The organism is Sphingomonas sp. PEI4 (genome assembly GCF_056679955.1).
Genome location: NZ_CM155258.1, coordinates 3,782,020 through 3,798,451 on the forward strand (window position 1 = coordinate 3,782,020; position 16,432 = coordinate 3,798,451).

The 16,432-nt window shown below is 66.0% G+C and carries 12 protein-coding genes; 7 read left to right on the top strand and 5 right to left on the bottom strand.

The window, feature by feature from the left end:
* The first annotated feature begins 43 nt into the window (after positions 1-43).
* Together AC1MLZ_RS17585 and AC1MLZ_RS17590 are read left to right on the top strand one after the other, a co-directional pair.
* A complete protein-coding gene (locus AC1MLZ_RS17585; RefSeq protein ID WP_480959610.1) occupies positions 44-2,848 on the top strand; it encodes a valine--tRNA ligase in 2,805 nt (934 codons plus the stop codon).
* Positions 2,849-3,373: 525 nt separating this feature from the next.
* Positions 3,374-4,888: an MATE family efflux transporter gene (locus AC1MLZ_RS17590; protein WP_480959611.1), complete on the top strand. Its 1,515-nt coding sequence runs from the start codon at positions 3,374-3,376 to the stop codon at positions 4,886-4,888.
* Positions 4,889-4,992: 104 nt separating this feature from the next.
* Here the strand turns inward: AC1MLZ_RS17590 and AC1MLZ_RS17595 are convergent, their stop codons facing one another.
* The 4 genes from AC1MLZ_RS17595 to AC1MLZ_RS17610 form a co-directional block, all read right to left on the bottom strand.
* The gene (locus tag AC1MLZ_RS17595) at positions 4,993-5,757 is read right to left on the bottom strand and encodes an NYN domain-containing protein (RefSeq protein WP_480959612.1); all 765 of its coding nucleotides are present in this window, start codon (positions 5,755-5,757) and stop codon (positions 4,993-4,995) included.
* Positions 5,758-5,767: 10 nt separating this feature from the next.
* Entirely contained in the window at positions 5,768-6,148 is a 381-nt protein-coding gene (locus AC1MLZ_RS17600) for a DoxX family protein (RefSeq protein ID WP_480959613.1), read from the bottom strand.
* A 231-nt stretch (positions 6,149-6,379) separates the two neighbouring features.
* The gene (gene greB / locus AC1MLZ_RS17605; protein WP_480959614.1) at positions 6,380-6,856 is read right to left on the bottom strand and encodes a transcription elongation factor GreB; all 477 of its coding nucleotides are present in this window, start codon (positions 6,854-6,856) and stop codon (positions 6,380-6,382) included.
* Between the two features lie 153 nt (positions 6,857-7,009).
* Positions 7,010-9,007 (bottom strand): lytic transglycosylase domain-containing protein, encoded by a 1,998-nt coding sequence (locus AC1MLZ_RS17610; protein WP_480959615.1) that lies wholly within the window; start codon positions 9,005-9,007, stop codon positions 7,010-7,012.
* Positions 9,008-9,118: 111 nt separating this feature from the next.
* Here AC1MLZ_RS17610 and dapA point away from each other — a divergent pair, with 111 nt between their 5' ends.
* Positions 9,119-10,003, top strand: a complete 885-nt coding sequence (dapA, locus tag AC1MLZ_RS17615; protein WP_480959616.1) for a 4-hydroxy-tetrahydrodipicolinate synthase — start codon at positions 9,119-9,121, stop codon at positions 10,001-10,003.
* 14 nt (positions 10,004-10,017) lie between these two features.
* Here dapA and AC1MLZ_RS17620 read toward each other — a convergent pair whose 3' ends face one another.
* Complete coding sequence (locus AC1MLZ_RS17620; protein ID WP_480959617.1) at positions 10,018-10,815, bottom strand: TonB family protein; 798 nt, start codon at positions 10,813-10,815, stop codon at positions 10,018-10,020.
* Between the two features lie 144 nt (positions 10,816-10,959).
* On the opposite strand from AC1MLZ_RS17620, the gene smpB reads away from it, so the two are divergent.
* From smpB to AC1MLZ_RS17640, 4 genes are all read left to right on the top strand, one after another.
* On the top strand, positions 10,960-11,442 hold the full coding sequence (gene smpB / locus AC1MLZ_RS17625; protein ID WP_480959618.1) for an SsrA-binding protein SmpB: 483 nt from the start codon (positions 10,960-10,962) through the stop codon (positions 11,440-11,442).
* Positions 11,443-11,520: 78 nt separating this feature from the next.
* Positions 11,521-12,018: a DUF2062 domain-containing protein gene (locus AC1MLZ_RS17630; protein WP_480961600.1), complete on the top strand. Its 498-nt coding sequence runs from the start codon at positions 11,521-11,523 to the stop codon at positions 12,016-12,018.
* Between the two features lie 91 nt (positions 12,019-12,109).
* Positions 12,110-14,176 carry a M13 family metallopeptidase gene (locus AC1MLZ_RS17635; RefSeq protein WP_480959619.1) on the top strand — a complete coding sequence of 689 codons (2,067 nt, stop codon included), beginning with the start codon at positions 12,110-12,112 and terminating at the stop codon, positions 14,174-14,176.
* Between the two features lie 148 nt (positions 14,177-14,324).
* Positions 14,325-16,373, top strand: coding sequence for a M13 family metallopeptidase (locus tag AC1MLZ_RS17640; RefSeq protein WP_480959620.1), 2,049 nt, complete (start codon positions 14,325-14,327; stop codon positions 16,371-16,373).
* Positions 16,374-16,432 lie beyond the last annotated feature (59 nt).

Here is a 16,432-nt window from a genome sequence, read left to right on the forward strand (position 1 = left end):
GCGAGGCTGGTTTCCTCGCGTCGCGCTCGCTAAGGCTCGGCGCATGAGCGAGCTTCCCAAAACCTTCGACCCGGCCTCCATCGAATCGCGCTGGTACGCGCATTGGGAGGCGAGCGGCCAGTTCCGCCCCGACCGTCCGAACGCTGAGCCGTGGACGATCGTCAACCCGCCGCCCAACGTCACGGGCTCGCTGCACATCGGCCACGCGCTCGACAACACGTTGCAGGATATCCTCACGCGCCACGCCCGCCTGAAGGGCAAGGATGCGTTGTGGGTGGTCGGCACTGATCACGCCGGCATCGCGACGCAGATGGTGGTCGAGCGCCAGATGGGCGCGCTCACCCCGCCGCAGAAGCGCACGGACATGACGCGCGAGGAATTCGTCGCGAAGGTCTGGGCGTGGAAGGAAGAGAGCGGCGGCGAGATCACGCAGCAGCTCCGCCGGCTCGGCTGCTCGATGGACTGGGCGAACGAGCGCTTCACGATGGATCCGGGATTCTCGAAGGCCGTCCTGAAAGTGTTCGTCGACCTGCACAAGCAGGGGCTCCTCTACCGCGACAAGCGCCTCGTGAACTGGGACCCAGGCCTCGGCACCGCGATCAGCGACCTCGAGGTCGAAACGCGTGAGATCAAGGGCAGCTTCTGGCACCTGCGCTATCCGCTGGAAGACGGATCGGGCTTCATCGAGGTCGCGACCACGCGGCCAGAGACGATGCTCGCCGACATGGCGGTGGCCGTGAATGGGTCGGACGCGCGCTACACCGCGCTGATCGGCAAGCAGGTGAAGCTGCCGATCACGGGGCGTCTGATCCCGATCATCGCCGACGACCATGCCGATCCCGAGCTGGGGTCGGGCGCGGTGAAGATCACGCCGGGGCACGACTTCAACGATTTCGAGGTCGGCAAGCGGGCAGGGATGGCCGCGGGGTCGATGCTCAACATGCTCGATGCGAAGGCGCGGGTCGTGCAGGTTTCGGACGGGCTGATCCCGGCAGAATTGCTCGGGCTGACGACTGCGGAAGCGCGGAAAGCCGTCGTCGCGCGCCTGAAGGACGAAGGCTTCCTGATCGCGCACGTCGACAAGGAAGGCGTCGAGCACGGCGCCGAACCGCGTACGATCCAGACCCCGTACGGCGACCGCTCGGGCGTCGTGATCGAGCCATGGCTGACCGACCAATGGTATGTCGACGCGAAAACGCTCGCCCAGCCTGCAATCGAGGCGGTGCGCGTCGGCGCGATCGATATCGTCCCGAAGACCTGGGAGAAGACGTTCTTCAACTGGATGGACAACATCCAGCCGTGGTGCGTCTCGCGCCAGTTGTGGTGGGGGCATCAGATTCCGGCGTGGTTCGGACCGGACGGTACGCCGTACGTGGCTGAGACCGAGGCGGAAGCGCAAGCTCTTGCCGGTGAGGGCGTAAGCCTCACGCGCGACCCCGACGTGCTCGACACGTGGTTCTCCTCCGCCCTCTGGCCCTTCGCCACACTGGGCTGGGACGGTTCTTCCCCCCTCCCGCAAGCGGGAGGGGCCGGGGGTGGGCTCGCGCCTTCCCCGAACGCCGCGCTTGAAGGCGAGCGCGCGCCCACCCCTCAATCCCCTCCCGCTAGCGGGAGGGGAGGCCAGTTAGGCGGCCGCTACCCGAACGACGTCCTCATTTCCGGCTTCGACATCCTGTTCTTCTGGAACGCGCGGATGATGATGCAGGGGCTGCACTTCATGAAGGACGTGCCGTTCCGCACGCTCTACCTCCACGGCCTGGTCCGCGCGGCGGACGGCGCGAAGATGTCGAAGTCCAAGGGCAACGTCGTCAATCCGCTGGGGCTGATCGATAAATACGGCGCCGACGCGCTGCGCTTCTTCATGGCGGCGATGGAGAGCCAGGGCCGCGACATCAAGATGGATGAGAAGCGCGTCGAGGGCTATCGCAACTTCGCCACCAAGCTGTGGAACGCCGCCCGGTTCGCACAAGCCAACGGCATCGTCGCTAGCACCACGCTGGAGGCACCGCGGGCGGAACTAGCCGTCAACAAATGGATCATCGCCGAGACGATCGCGACCGTCCAGACGGTCGACCTCGCGCTCGCCGACTACCGCTTCGACGGTGCCGCCAACGCGATCTATCAATTCGCGTGGAGCCGCTTCTGCGACTGGTATCTCGAACTGATCAAGCCGCAGATGGTCGGTGACGAGCGCGGTCAGATCGACGACGAATCGAAGGCCGTCGCCGGCTGGGTGCTCGACCAGATCCTGGTGCTGCTCCACCCGTTCATGCCGTTCATTACGGAGGAACTCTGGCACGCGATGGCGGACCCAGCCCACCCGCGGGAGCATGACCTGATCGTCGCGCAGTGGCCGATGGCCGACGCGCGCTCGCTCGATCCCGAGGCGAGCAAGGAAGTCGACTGGCTGATCCGCCTGGTTCAGGAAATCCGCACCGCGCGCAACGAACTGAACGTCCCGCCGGGCGCGCGCCTGCCGCTTCACGTCCGTGATGCGAATGCGGCGACCTTGGCGCGGCTCGAACGCCAGGCGCCGGCGCTCGCGCGTCTCGCCCGCGTCACGCATGCTGACGGCGAAGTCACTGGCGGCGCTGCGCAGGTCGTGCTCGACGAAGCGACGTTCGTCCTCCCGCTCGAAGGCGTCATCGACCTCGACTCCGAACGCGCCCGCCTGACCAAGGCGATCGCGGCGGCGGAGAAGGAGCGCGACGCACTGTCCGGCCGCTTGGGCAACGCCAGCTTCGTCGAACGCGCCAAGCCCGAAGCAGTGGAAAAGGCCAAGGCCGACCACGCCGACAAGGCCGCCGAGGCTGCGCGGTTGCAGGCGGCCCTCGGACGCCTGGGCTGACCTGCTCCCCTTCCGCCTGCGGGAGGGGTCGGGGGAGGGGCGTGCGTCAAAAGCCGGACGCCAGTACGTACGTCGCGCCCTCCCCCTGACCCCTCCCGCAAGCGGGAGGGGAATGCTTCCTCGAACACCGCCTTCGCGCCAACCATCCGCCCGTCCGTCCGCCCGTCCGCCCGTCCGCCCGCCCGTCCGTCCGTCCGCCCGTCCGTCCGTCACCCCAGCGAAAGCTGGGGTATCCCGGTTGGAAAGCACATCGGCCACCCGATAACCTGGATACCCCAGCTTTCGCTGGCGTGACGGTTGGCGGGGTGGCTCTACCGCGCAGGCTATGCCCCCGCCATCTTGTCCTCCCGCGAAGGCGGGAGCCCAGTCTGGGTCCCCGCCTTTGCGGGAAACAAGATGCTTGGTTCGGAGCGGGGGACCTACCCGCTTGTTCCGGCGTTCACTCCGCGGCTAGGCATGCAGCCTGCAAGGGCACCCGCCCGTCCGCCGGTGGATACCGGAAAACCGGCCTGACGGAGAGACTGTGTGAGCGACCTTCCATCCAACGTCGAAACGCGCGCCGGCCGTCGTGAGCCTTCCGATAGCAAGACCGAAACCCGCCCGCGCGGCAAGCCGGGCCAGCGCGATCTCACCACAGGCCATATCGGGCGCACGCTCCTCGCGTTCGCGCTGCCGACGCTCGGCTCGAACATCCTCCAGTCCCTCAACGGCTCGATCAACGCAATCTGGGTCGGCCGCTACCTCGGCGAAGGCGCACTCGCGGCCACCTCGAACGCCAACATCATCATGTTTCTCACCTTCGGCGCGGTGTTCGGGTTCGGCATGGCGGCGACGATCCTGGTCGGCCAGAGCTTCGGACGCCACGATCTGGAGGGCGCACGCCGGGCGTTCGGGTCCGCAGTCGGCCTCGTGCTCGCCGGTGCGATCGTCATCGCCGCACTCGGCTGGATATTCGCGCCCGAAATCCTTCACCTGCTCGCCACCCCGGGCGACGCGATGCCGCTCGCGCTCGCCTATCTGCGCGTGATCTTTCTCGGCTTGCCCGCGTCGATGATGATGGTGCTGCTGATGATGGGCCTGCGCGGCACCGGCGATTCGATGACGCCGCTCTGGTTCATGCTGCTCAGCGCAATCCTCGACAGTGCGCTCAACCCGTTGCTGATCGCCGGCATCGGCCCGTTCCCGCAGATGGGAATAGCCGGCTCAGCGACCGCGACACTGGTTGCGAGCCACATCTCGCTGCTCGGGCTGATCGTCTACATCTACAAGCGCGACCTGCCGCTGAGGCTCCGCGGCAACGAACTGCGCTACCTGATCCCCGAACGTGTGCTGACCGGGACGATCGTCCGCAAGGGCTTGCCGATGGGCGCGCAGATGCTCGTCATGTCGACCGCAGGGCTGGCGATGGTTGGGCTGGTCAACCGGCTCGGCGTCGATACCGCGGCGGCGTACGCCGTCTCCCAGCAACTGTGGACCTATATCCAGATGCCCGCGCTGGCGATCGGCGCGGCGATCAGTTCGATGGCGGCGCAGAATATCGGCGCAGGCCGCTGGGACCGGGTCGGTGACATCACGAAGTACGGCCTGCTGTTCAATATCGCGCTGACCGGCGCGATGGTCGGCGTGGTGATCCTGTTCGACCGCCCGGTGATGACGCTGTTCATCGGCAGCGACAGCCCTGCGCTGCCGATCGCGCGGCATATCCAGCTGATCGCGAGCTGGAACTTCATCCTGTTCGGCGCGACGATGGTGCTGTTCTCGACGGTCCGCGCGAACGGCGCCGTGATCGCGCCCCTGATCGCACTGATCGTCGCGCTGTATCCGGTGCGGATCGGCTTTGCGTTGTTGGCGAAACCGTGGCTCGGGTCGGACGCGCTATGGTGGAGCTTCCCCCTCGGGTCGCTGGCGACGCTGGCGATCGCGGCGTGGTATTATCGCTACGGCAACTGGCGAAAGGGCGCGCTGGTCGTGCCCGACGACAGCGAGGAACAGGCGCACGCGATGGGCGAGCCGGGCGGACGGTTGCAGCCGACGGGGTAAACGTCATGCCGGGCTTGTTCCGGCATCCACCGGTCCGCAAGTCCGATGCCGTCGATGTGCGGAACCGTGGACCCCGGAACCAGTCCGGGGTGACGGACCGTGAGTCACCGCAGCCGCTTCACAAACGAACGGCCACCTTCGCGCCGCTCATGCTGAAAATTCGGAATGGTCTCGATCAAGTCTGACAACCGGTTGAACCCGTAATTGCGCGCATCGAAGCTCGATCGATTGCCGGCGAGCTGCCCCAGTTCGGCGACGCTGGCATAGCCCTTCTCGTCGCGCTTCACTGCGTTGTACGCGTCGATCAGGAGCTTGATCACCTGCTCGTCGATCGGCTGCGCGGTCTTCGGCCGAGCAACCGGCGCGGGCGCCGCAACCTTCTCGCCGGCAACCGGAGCCGGAACCGGCACGGGCATCGACTGCGATGTCTCGTTCAGCGCGCCGACGTCGATGAACCGCGTGCACGCCTGGCGAAACCCCTCTGGCGTGCGGCTCGTCCCGAAGCCGTAAACCGGGATGCCGTCCTGCCGGATACGCGTCGCCAGCGGCATGAAATCGCTGTCCGACGACATGATCCCGAAGCCGTCGATGCGCCCGCGGAACAGCAGGTCCATCGCGTCGATCGTCATCTTCATGTCGGTCGCGTTCTTGCCCTTGGTCAGGTCGAACTGCTGCTGCGGCTCGATGCCGTGCTTGATCGACATGTCGCTCCAGGCCTTCAGCGCCGGCTTCGACCAATTGCCGTACACCCGCCGGACGTTGACCGTGCCGAGCTCGGCAAGGACGGTCAGCACCGGGTCGAGGGTCGCCGCGGACGCATTGTCCGCGTCGATCAGGAGGGCAATGTTGCGTGTCGTGGTATCGATCATGCGCGAGGGATTAGACCCGCCCGCGCCCCGCGTCCACGCTCCACGCACCGCCACCGGCCGCAGCGAGGTACAGGAACACGAAGCAGTACAGCACCGCCGGCTCGCCGCCATTGGCGATCGGGAAGGGGCCTTGCGGGAAATGCGCCATGAAATACGCGACCGCCGACATGCCCGACAGCACGAACGCGACCGGGCGGGCGAACAGGCCAACGATCAGCAACCCGCCACCAACGACTTCGAGCCCGCCCGCGACCATCAGCAACGGATTGAGCGGCATCGGAAAGGGCGGCAGGCCGAAGAACTTCGAGATGCCGTGGCTGAAGAACACCAGCGCGACGACGATGCGCATGACGCTCAGCAGGCGGGCGGACCAGGTGGCGGGTATCGGCATGAAGGATCCTCGGTGTCGTTGCGTGGGCGAAACGTCACACGAGGGCGGGCCAAGGTCAATCAACTGAAACCGAAACGGACCGTTCACGGGGGACTCACGATCCTCCCCCGCCAGGGGGAGGTGGCACCGAAGGTGACGGAGGGGGAGGATACGCAACGCCGGTTGCACCTTACCTCCCCCTCCGTCTGGCAAGGGCCAGCCACCTCCCCCTTGCGGGGGAGGATCACAAGGTCAGGGATACTCGATCGCCATCACCTCATACTTGCGCTCGCCTGCGGGAAGATCGACCCGCCGCACGTCGCCGATCGCCGCACCGCGCAAGGCTCGCGCGAACGGCGAGTTCCAGCCGATCCGCCCATTGCTCGCGTCCGTCTCGTCGTCGCCGACCAAGGTCAGCACGCGCTCGACGTCATCCTCGTCCGCGACCGTCACGCAGGCGCCGAACCACACGCGCGAGCGGTCTTCCTGTGTGGCGGGATCGACGACTTTGGCCGCCTTCATCCGCTTCGACAGCCAGCCGAGCCGGCGGTCGATCTCGCGCAACCGTTTGCGGCCGTAGATATAGTCGCCGTTCTCGGACCGGTCGCCGTTCCCTGCCGCCCAGGAAATGACCTCGACCAAGGCGGGCCGCTCGGTCGACAGGAGTTGCTCGTATTCTGTGCGGAGTACGGTGTAGCCGGCAGGGGTGATGTAGTTCGGGCGGTCCATGAAGACGCTATAACGTCCCCACATCCGTCACCCCAGCTTCAATACACGTCACCCCAGTGAAAGCTGGGGTCTCCCGCGGCTCCTGCTCGACCGACAACGGGATACCCCAGCTTTCGCTGGGGCGACGGACAATGAGGCGGCACTCGGGAATCCTCAACCCGGCCGGTTCTTCCCCAGATACCACGACAACCGCGCCGCCCCCCGGCTCTTCGCCCGCGCGGGGTTCATCAGATCATACACCACCGCATTCTCCAGCACCCGCTGCACATAGTTGCGCGTTTCCTGGTACGGGATCGCCTCGACCCAATCGATGATGTCGACCGAGCCGGTCCGCGGATCGCCGTTCGCGCGGAGCCATTTGTTCACGTTGCCGCCGCCCGCATTATACGCGGCCACAGCAAGCGGATAACTGCCGTAATTGGCGTAAACCCGCTGGAAATAGCTCGACCCCAGCATGATCGACATGTTCGGATCGGTGGTCAGCGCCGCTTGCGAATACGCCAGCCCGATCTTCCCCGACTGCTCGCGCGCGGTCGCCGGCATCAGCTGCATCAACCCGCGCGCGCCCGCATGCGACACGGCCGCCCGATCGAACTGGCTCTCCTGCCGCGAGATCGCGTGGATGATCGTCCAGTTATCCTCATACCCCGCCGGCACCGAAACCATCGGAAAGCCGACCGCGGAGTAATCGCTGAGCCCGTTCGCCAGCGCACTCCGCCCGACCATCACGCCCAGATCGGGCCGGTTGATGCTCTTCGACAGTTCGGCGGCGAGCAGGTGATCGGTATCGGTCGTCGCATCCGCCGCGATCTGGCGCACGAACGCGGTCTGGTCCTGCCAGTCGTTGATCTGCCCGAGGAACTTCACCGCGCGCACGGTCTCGCGCCGATCGAACGCCGCACGCGCCGCCGGATCGATCGCCACCGACGCAACCGAAGGCGGTGCGACCAGCGCACGCCCGGTCCGCTCGTTCGCGAGCTGCCCGTAATATTGGTCGCGGTATCCCGCCGCCTGACCGTAGAATGCCGCCGCCTGAGGCGCCAACCCGGCTGCCTCCGCCGCACGCCCCGCCCAATAATAGCCCTTCGACCGCACCTGCGGCGAGCGCGATCCCCGCGCGTACCGGTCGAACAGCGTCATCGCATCCGCCGGCCGCCCGAGCTGCTTCATCGCCACCCGTCCGCCGAGCCACGCCAGATTGGTGTATTCGTCACGCTCGGCATAGGATTTCGTCGAGACGTCGGTACCAACCGGATACGCGTCGTCGATCTGCCGCGCGATGTCGTAGGCGACCTGATACTGCCCGTCGTTCGCCGCGCCGTTCGCGTTGGTGACGAGCACCTCGTACCACTCCGCCGCATTGCCCGGCCGCGTCGCGAGCGACCGAGGCCGCGCCAGCCAAGCCCGCGCCGAAGGACTCGCGCCCGAATTGCGCAACCACTGCGCGCGATCCGCGACATAGCCCGCGTCGTTCGCATACAGGCCTTGCGTCGAAGCCGAGATATCCGACGCGTTCGGCGCATTCGTCCGGAACGCCAGCCGCGCCTGGAACACAGGCCTGCGCGCCGCACTCGTCCACACCAATTGCCGCTGCGCCGCGCCGGTCTGGCCCGCCCACAACAGCGCATCCATCCGCGCGTCCTGGTCGTCCGGCGTCAGCGCGCCAGGGAAGCCCGACACCACCATCGACTCGTCGGTCGGCGTCAGGCCGCTGCTGCGCCACGCCGTACGCACCGCCGCATAGGCCTGATCCCGCGCGCCCGTCGCCTGCAAAGCCCGCGCATAGGCAACCCCGCCCGAAGCGGACTGCGGCGGATAACGGCGGAAGAACGCGATCACGCTGGTCGGCGATCCCGTCGCCGCCTTGCGCTCGGCCGCACGCCGGTTCGCCGCCTCGTTGGGCCAGCCCGGATGCGCCATCAGGAAGCCTGCGTAACTATCGAACGGCAGCGCGTCGGTCTGCTGCAAAGCCCGCCACTGTGCGATCGTCGAGGCGATCGCACCGTCGGTTGCCATCGGCTGCGCGTTGGGGCCCATATTGGCCAACTGCGTGCTGTACCGATCGAGCGTATCCTGCCCGGCTCCAGACGCGACGACAGTCCCCGCCACGACTGCAAGGAGAAGGCTCGTTTTAAACATCGATGCTACCATGTGGACAGCATAGGGATCGAACCCGTATCTGTCCTGAACGAAATCCGGATTTTTCCGGTATTTGGCGCAGTGGGCCAGACTCTTTTTCTTAGCATGGACGCAGTCAACCGCATGTTTTCAGGATCGATTCCCGCGCTCGTCACGCCGTTCGCCGCCGATGGCAGCTTCGACGAACCCGCCTATCGCGACTTCATCGAATGGCAGATCGCGGAGGGCTCGTCGGGCCTCGTCGCGTGTGGCACCACCGGCGAAGCGGCGACCTTGTCGTACGACGAGCATTTCCACGTCGTCCGTGTCTGCGTCGATCAGGCGAAGGGGCGCGTCCCGGTGATCGCCGGCGCAGGCTCTAACGATACGCGCGTCGCCTCGGCAAACCTGCGCGCCGCAAAGGAAGCCGGCGCCGACGCCGCACTGATGGTCCCGCCCTATTACAACCGGCCGGGGCAGGAGGGTATCTTCCGCCATTTCGAAGTGCTCGCGCAGACGACGCCGCTGCCGATCATCCTCTACAACGTCCCCGCCCGCACCGTGACCGACATCCAGCCCGCGACGCTCGCGCGCATCGTCACGGCATTCCCGGACGTGTTCGTCGGTGTGAAGGATGCCAGCGGCGTCCTAGCCCGCGTCTCGCAACATCGCGCATCCTGCGGCCCGGACTTCTGCCAGTTGTCGGGCAATGACGACATGGCACTGGCATTCAACGTCATGGGCGGCACCGGCTGCATCTCGGTAACCGCCAACGTCGCGCCGAAGCTCTGCGCCGAGTTCCAGGCGGCCTGCCAGTCCGGCGATTTCGTCAAGGCGCTCGCGTATCAGGACCGGCTTTACCCGCTCCACGAAGCGCTGTTCACGGACGCCTCGCCGGGTCCGGTGAAATACGCAATGACGAAGGTGCGCGGTGGCTTTCCTGAAACCCTCCGGCTGCCGATGACTCCCGCCGGCGAAGCGTCGCGCGGCGCGGTGGATGCGGCTCTGGCGCATGCCGGGTTGGTGTAGGCGCCCGCGAAGACTCAGCGTGTTTTTTTCAGGTCTTTATAGTTGAATATTATCGGTACGAGGATGTCGATATCGGCGACCTTCTTATCGCGCATTACGGGGCTGATCCGGAATATGGGGGTCATCCGTAGGGCGGCCGTTCCGAACCCGGCGCCTGCCGGTGTCTCGGACAGCAGGCGGCAGCTTTTCGGCCGGCCGGGGCGTCGGACGGTGCACGACAGCACCGCGCGGCCGGAAATTTTCGCCTGGATTGCGGAGGCTGGCCAGTATTGCTTCGTTTCCCAGGGCGTTGGATAGTGGAGCCATGTGGCGCCCCGCATCATCGAGATGCGCCCTCCTCCATGGCCGGCCCCATCGCCGTTCCCGGTGCCGCTGCCGCCTGTTCCTGTGCCTGACCCCGGCCGAGCCCCCAACAGGCCGATGGCGGGCATCTCCGAAATGCCCGGACGGGGAATAGGCGGTGCATCAACCGCTATCGTCACATCCTGGATTGGCGGGAGTTGCAGGTTTGACGTCTCCGCAACCGCGGCTCTTGAGGGTCGTGGAGATCCCGACTGCTCGAAGGCGCGAGGTTTCGGCGGTGTTTCGGGTTCGGGAAGCGGCGGCGGCGGGGCAGGGGGCGGAGGCTCCGGCAGGACGTCGAACGTGACGAGCGGGGTCTCGGTAACCGGCAGACGCTGTGACGGCATGCTGTAGAACCAGATGGCCAGCAACAGGAGCAGATGAAACACCAGCGTACCGCCCACGCCCGAAATGCGCGCTCTGATGGCAGGAGCCTCGCGTTCGATCGTTCCCGGCAGTTGATCCTCCATAGCTGGATGCAAACCGATGTTGGGCACCAACTCCAGACACTAGTAGCGTACCGCGCGATGTGACGGAGCCGCAACCAGTATTCGATCGACAATCGATCGCCCCCGCTTCCCCTAAGCCCTCCGACCGCCTACATCGCGCGTCCCATGGCACGTCCCAAACCCCCGACCTTCGAGAAGACCAAGATCGTCGCCGAGAACCGGCGCGCGCGGTACGACTATTACATCGAGCAGGTGTTCGAGGCGGGCATCGCGCTCACCGGCACCGAGGTGAAGGCGTTGCGCGGCGGCGAAGGCTCGATCGCCGAGGCCTATGCCGAGGTGAAGGGCAAGAGCGTCATCCTGGTGAACTCGAACATCCCCGAATTCAGCCACGGCAACCGCTTCAACCACGAGCCCAAGCGCCCGCGCAAATTGCTGCTCCACGAGCACGAGATCAACAAGATGCACGGCGCCGTCGCGCGCCAGGGCATGACGCTGGTCCCGCTGATGGTCTATTTCAATTCGAAGGGGCGTGCGAAAATCGAACTGGCGCTCGCCAAGGGCAAGCAGAACCACGACAAGCGCGACTCGGTGAAGGAACAGGACTGGAAGCGCGAGCAGGGTCGTATCATGCGGGATCGCGGATAGGCTGTGCCCAGAACGCCGGGCAGCATTTTCGCGCGTCTTGCCGCGTGGTCGCATCGCAATTTGCCGACCCGCGAATCGATGGAAAAGAACCGTCTTCTCCGTCCAGTTGCCCACCGCGTCCTCGCGCCCGAGCTTTGGCGCTTCACCCGCCGCTCGGTCCCCCGCGGTGTCGCGCTCGGCATGGTCGCCGGCATCCTGATCCCGGTCGCGCAGACGCCGGTCGCGGCGATCTTCGCGCTCCCGTTCCGCGCCAACGTGCCGACCGCCGCGCTCACCACCTTCATCACCAATCCGCTGACCACGCCGCCGCTCTGGATCGCTGCCTATTGGATCGGGTCGTCGCTGTTGCGGCTGGACGAGCACGTCCCTGGCCAGCCCGTCGCGAACGCCGCCGCGCGTACCGAATGGATCCCGTGGCTGATGCAGGCGGGCCCTGCGACCGCGCTCGGCCTGCTGGTCATCACGGTGGTCTGCTCGGTCGGCGGCTACGCGCTCAGCGCGCTCGGGTGGCGGCTCTGGATCGCGCGCAAGTGGCGGCACCGGCACGACAATCGCCACGACAATCGCGGTTCGTAATATCGTCACTATTGTTGACCTACCCGAATTGACGGGGCGTCCTAACGGCGTAGAACACGGCGCATCCTGAAGTCCTTCCCGAGGTCCCTTGATGCGTAAGTCGATTGTTACCGTGATCCTGCTCGCGTCCGCCGCATCGGCTATCGCTCAAACCAGTACCCCGTCGCCCACGCCCGCCAAGGCCGCGACAGGCCCCGTCGCTCCCAAGGACGCGAACAAGCCGCAGATCGGCGATTTCGGCTTCGACATGGCCGGCCGCGATACCAGCGTAACGCCGGGTACGGACTTCTTCGATTACACCAACGGCGGCTGGGTGAAGACCACGCCGATCCCCGCCGACCGTTCGTCCTACGGCATGTTCCACGTCCTGCAGGACCTGTCGCTCGAACGCACCCGCACGATCCTCGACGTCTCCGCCAAGACGCCTGGCGACAAGGTCGGTGATTTTTACACCAGTTTCATGGACGAGGCCGCGGTCAACGCGAAGGGCGCCACGCCGGTCAAGCCGATGCTTGCCGCGCTGAAGGCGACCAAGGACAAGACCGCACTCGCCACCGAGATCGCGAAACTCCAGCGCCAGGGCGTCGGCGGCCTCGTCGGAGTCGGCGTGCAGCAGGACGACAAGGATCCGACCACCTACGTCGTCAGCCTCGGCCAAAGCGGCATCGGTCTCCCCGATCGCGACTATTACCTGAAGGACGACGCGAAGCTCGCCACCATCCGCACCGCGTACCAGGCCTATCTCACGCGGATGCTGACACTGGCGGGAGAGCCCAACGCCGCCGCCCGCGCCGCTGCCGTCTTCACCATGGAGAAGGGGCTCGCCACCGCGCACTGGACGCGGATCGAGAGCCGCGACGCCGACAAGACCTACAACAAGTGGACCGCCGCCGACTTCGCCGCGAAGGCGCCGGGCTTCCCCTGGGCGCAGTACATGACCGCGATGGGCGTCACCGGCCGTCCCTTCTACCTCGTGGCACAGCCTAGCGCGGTGACTGGCGAAGCAAAGGTCTTCGCCGACACGCCGATCAACGTCCTCCAGGACTATGCGATGCTGAAGGTGCTGCGCTCGTACGCGCCGTATCTCTCGAGCGATTTCGACAAGACCAACTTCGCCTTCTACGGCACCACGCTGTCCGGCACGCCCGAGCAGCAGGTCCGCTGGAAGCGTGGTGTCTCGACCGTGTCCGGCGCGATGGGCGAGGCGATCGGCCAGCAGTACGTAGCCAAATACTTCCCGCCCGCGTCGAAGGCGGCGGCCGACGATCTCGTCAAGAACGTTATCGCCGCGATGGGCGAGCGCTTGAAGAACCTCGAATGGATGGCGCCCGAGACCAAGACCAAGGCACTCGCCAAGCTCGCCGCGTTCACCCCGAAGATCGGCTATCCCGACAAGTGGCGCGATTATTCGGCGCTGCAGATCCAGCGCGGCGATCTCGTCGGCAACGTCGCGCGCGCCAACGCGTTCGAATATGATCGCGACCTGAAGAAACTCGGCCAGCCGATCGATCGGGCTGAGTGGTTCATGACGCCGATGACGATCAACGCCTACGCCAACCCGACGATGAACGAAGTCGTCTTCCCGGCCGCCATCCTGCAGCCGCCGTTCTTCGATCCGAAGGCGGACCCCGCGGTCAACTACGGCGGCATCGGCGCAGTGATCGGTCACGAGATCAGCCATCACTTCGACGACCAGGGCCGCAAATACGACCTCAACGGCAAGCTCACCGACTGGTGGACGCCGCAGGACGTCGCCCGCTTCAAGGTGTTCACCGACGCGCTCGTGAAGCAGTACGACGCGTACGAACCGCTCCCCGGCCAGCACATCCAGGGCGGCCTCACGCTCGGCGAGAACATCGCCGATCTCGCCGGCCTGACGGTCGCGTACGACGCGTATCACAAGTCGCTAGGCGGCAAACCCGCACCGATTATCGACGGCACAACCGGCGACCAGCGCTTCTACTACGGCTGGGCCGGCGTTTGGCGCACCAAGTTCCGCGACGCCGCGCTCCAGCAGACGTTGCTCTCCGACCCGCACTCCCCCGGCCACCAGCGCGTCCTGACGGTCCGCAACCTCGACCCCTGGTACGCCGCCTTCAACGCGAAGCCGGGCGAAAAGAGCTACCTCGCCCCCGCCAACCGCGTCCGCATCTGGTAATTCCCTCCGTCATGCCGGGCTCGTTCCGGCATCCACCGTTCCGCAAAATCGAGAGACGTGATTGCGCGGAACGGTGGACCCCGGAACAAGTCCGGGGTGACGGAATGGGTTTGAATATCGCTCCAAGATCATTTCCCCGGAGAACCCCATGAAGTCCTTCATCGTCGCCGGCCTCTTAGCCGCAACCGCCATCACCGGCGTCACCGCCGCCATCTCGCAAACCGCTGAACCAACGCCAGCCGCTCCCGCCACCTCAACCGGCGCGCAATTCGGCACCTTCGGCTTCGACGAGAAGGGCATGGACAAAACCGTCCAGCCCGGCGACGATTTCTACAATTTCGCCAACGGCAACTGGTCCAAGAACACCCCGATCCCCGCCGACAAATCGAACTACGGCTCGTTCAACCTCCTCTCCGACCTGTCCGAAACCCGCACCCGCGGCATCCTCGACACCGCCGCCAAGGACCCGAAATCGAAGATCGGCCGCGCCTACGCGACCTATCTCGACACCGGCACGATCGAGGCAAAAGGCCTCGCGCCCATCCGCCCGTGGCTGAAGAAGATCACTACCCTAAGCGACCGCGCGCAATACCCCGCACTCCTCGCCGAAGCCGACCGCGCCGGCATCCGCGGCCCGTTCGGCGGCGGCGTAGGCCAGGACGACAAGTCCCCCGAACAATACGCCCTCTCGCTAGGCCAGTCCGGCCTCGGCCTCCCCGACCGCGACTACTACCTCAGCACCGACGCGAAACTGGTCGAGGCCCGCACCGCCTACCGCGCGCATATCGTCAAGATGCTCACCCTCGCCGGCGAACCCAATGCCGAGGCGCGCGCCACCGCGCTGCTCGCGTTCGAGACCGAGATCGCCAAGGTCAGCTGGACCCGCGTCGACAGCCGCGACGCCACCAAGACCTACAACAAGATGACCGTCGCCGATCTCGCCAGACGCGCCCCCGGCTTCGATTTCACGGCGTATTTCAAGGGCATCGGCACACCCGTCCCAACCGTCATCGTCGCGCAGCCCTCCGCGATCACCGGCATCGCCAAGCTCGTTGCGACCGCCCCGATCGGTGTGCTCAAGGACCAGCTGATCCTCCGCTCGCTCGACGGTTACGCCGACGTCCTGCCCAAGGCGTTCGATGCCGAGCAGTTCGCGTTCTACGGCACCGTCCTGGGCGGCACGCCCGAACAGGAAGCCCGCTGGAAGCGCGGCGTGCAGTTCACCTCCGGCGCGCTCGATGACGAGGTCAGCAAGCTCTACGTCGCGCAGTATTTCCCGCCCGAGACGAAGGCTGCGGCCGACAAGCTGGTCAAGAACGTGCTCGCCGCAATGGGCCGCCGGATCGACAAGCTCGAATGGATGGCGCCGGAAACCAAGGTAAAGGCGCACGCCAAGCTCGCCGCGTTCACCCCGAAGATCGGCTACCCGAGCCAGTGGAAGGATTTCTCCGCGCTGACGATCATTTCGGGCGATGCGTTCGGCAACGAATGGCGCGCGAACGAATGGCAGCACCAGGACAATATCGCCAAGCTCGGCAAGCCGCTCCAGCGCTGGGAATGGGGCATGACGCCGATGACGGTGAACGCCTACGCCAATTTCGGCATGGTCGAGATCGTCTTCCCCGCCGCCATCCTGCAGCCGCCGTTCTTCGATCCGAAGGCCGACGATGCGGTCAATTACGGTGGCATCGGCGCGGTGATCGGCCACGAACTGAGCCACCATTTCGACGACCAGGGCTCAAAATACGACGCGCACGGCCAGCTGACCGACTGGTGGACGCCAAAGGACGTCGCCGGCTTCACCGCACTCACGGGCAAGCTCGGCGCGCAATACGACGCCTATGAGCCGCTCCCCGGCATGCACGTGAAGGGCCAGCTCACCATGGGCGAGAACATCGCCGATCTCGCCGGCCTCACGGTCGCCTACGACGCCTACCACACCGCGCTCGGCGGCAAGGCGGCGCCCGTCCTCGACGGCTTCACCGGCGACCAGCGCTTCTACCTCGGCTGGGCGCAGGTCTGGCGTCGCAACTACCGCGAAGCCAACCTTCGCAACCGCTTGCTGACCGACCCTCACTCCCCGTCGCAGCAGCGGTCATGGGTCGTCCGCAACCTCGATCCCTGGTACGCGGCGTACAGGCCGACGGCGGGGCAGAAGCTGTATCTCACGCCTGAGCAGCGCGTCCGGATCTGGTAAGGGCGTACCGAACGTTCTGGTTCCCCCGCGAAAGCGGGGGCCCAGGAATCACACACGCT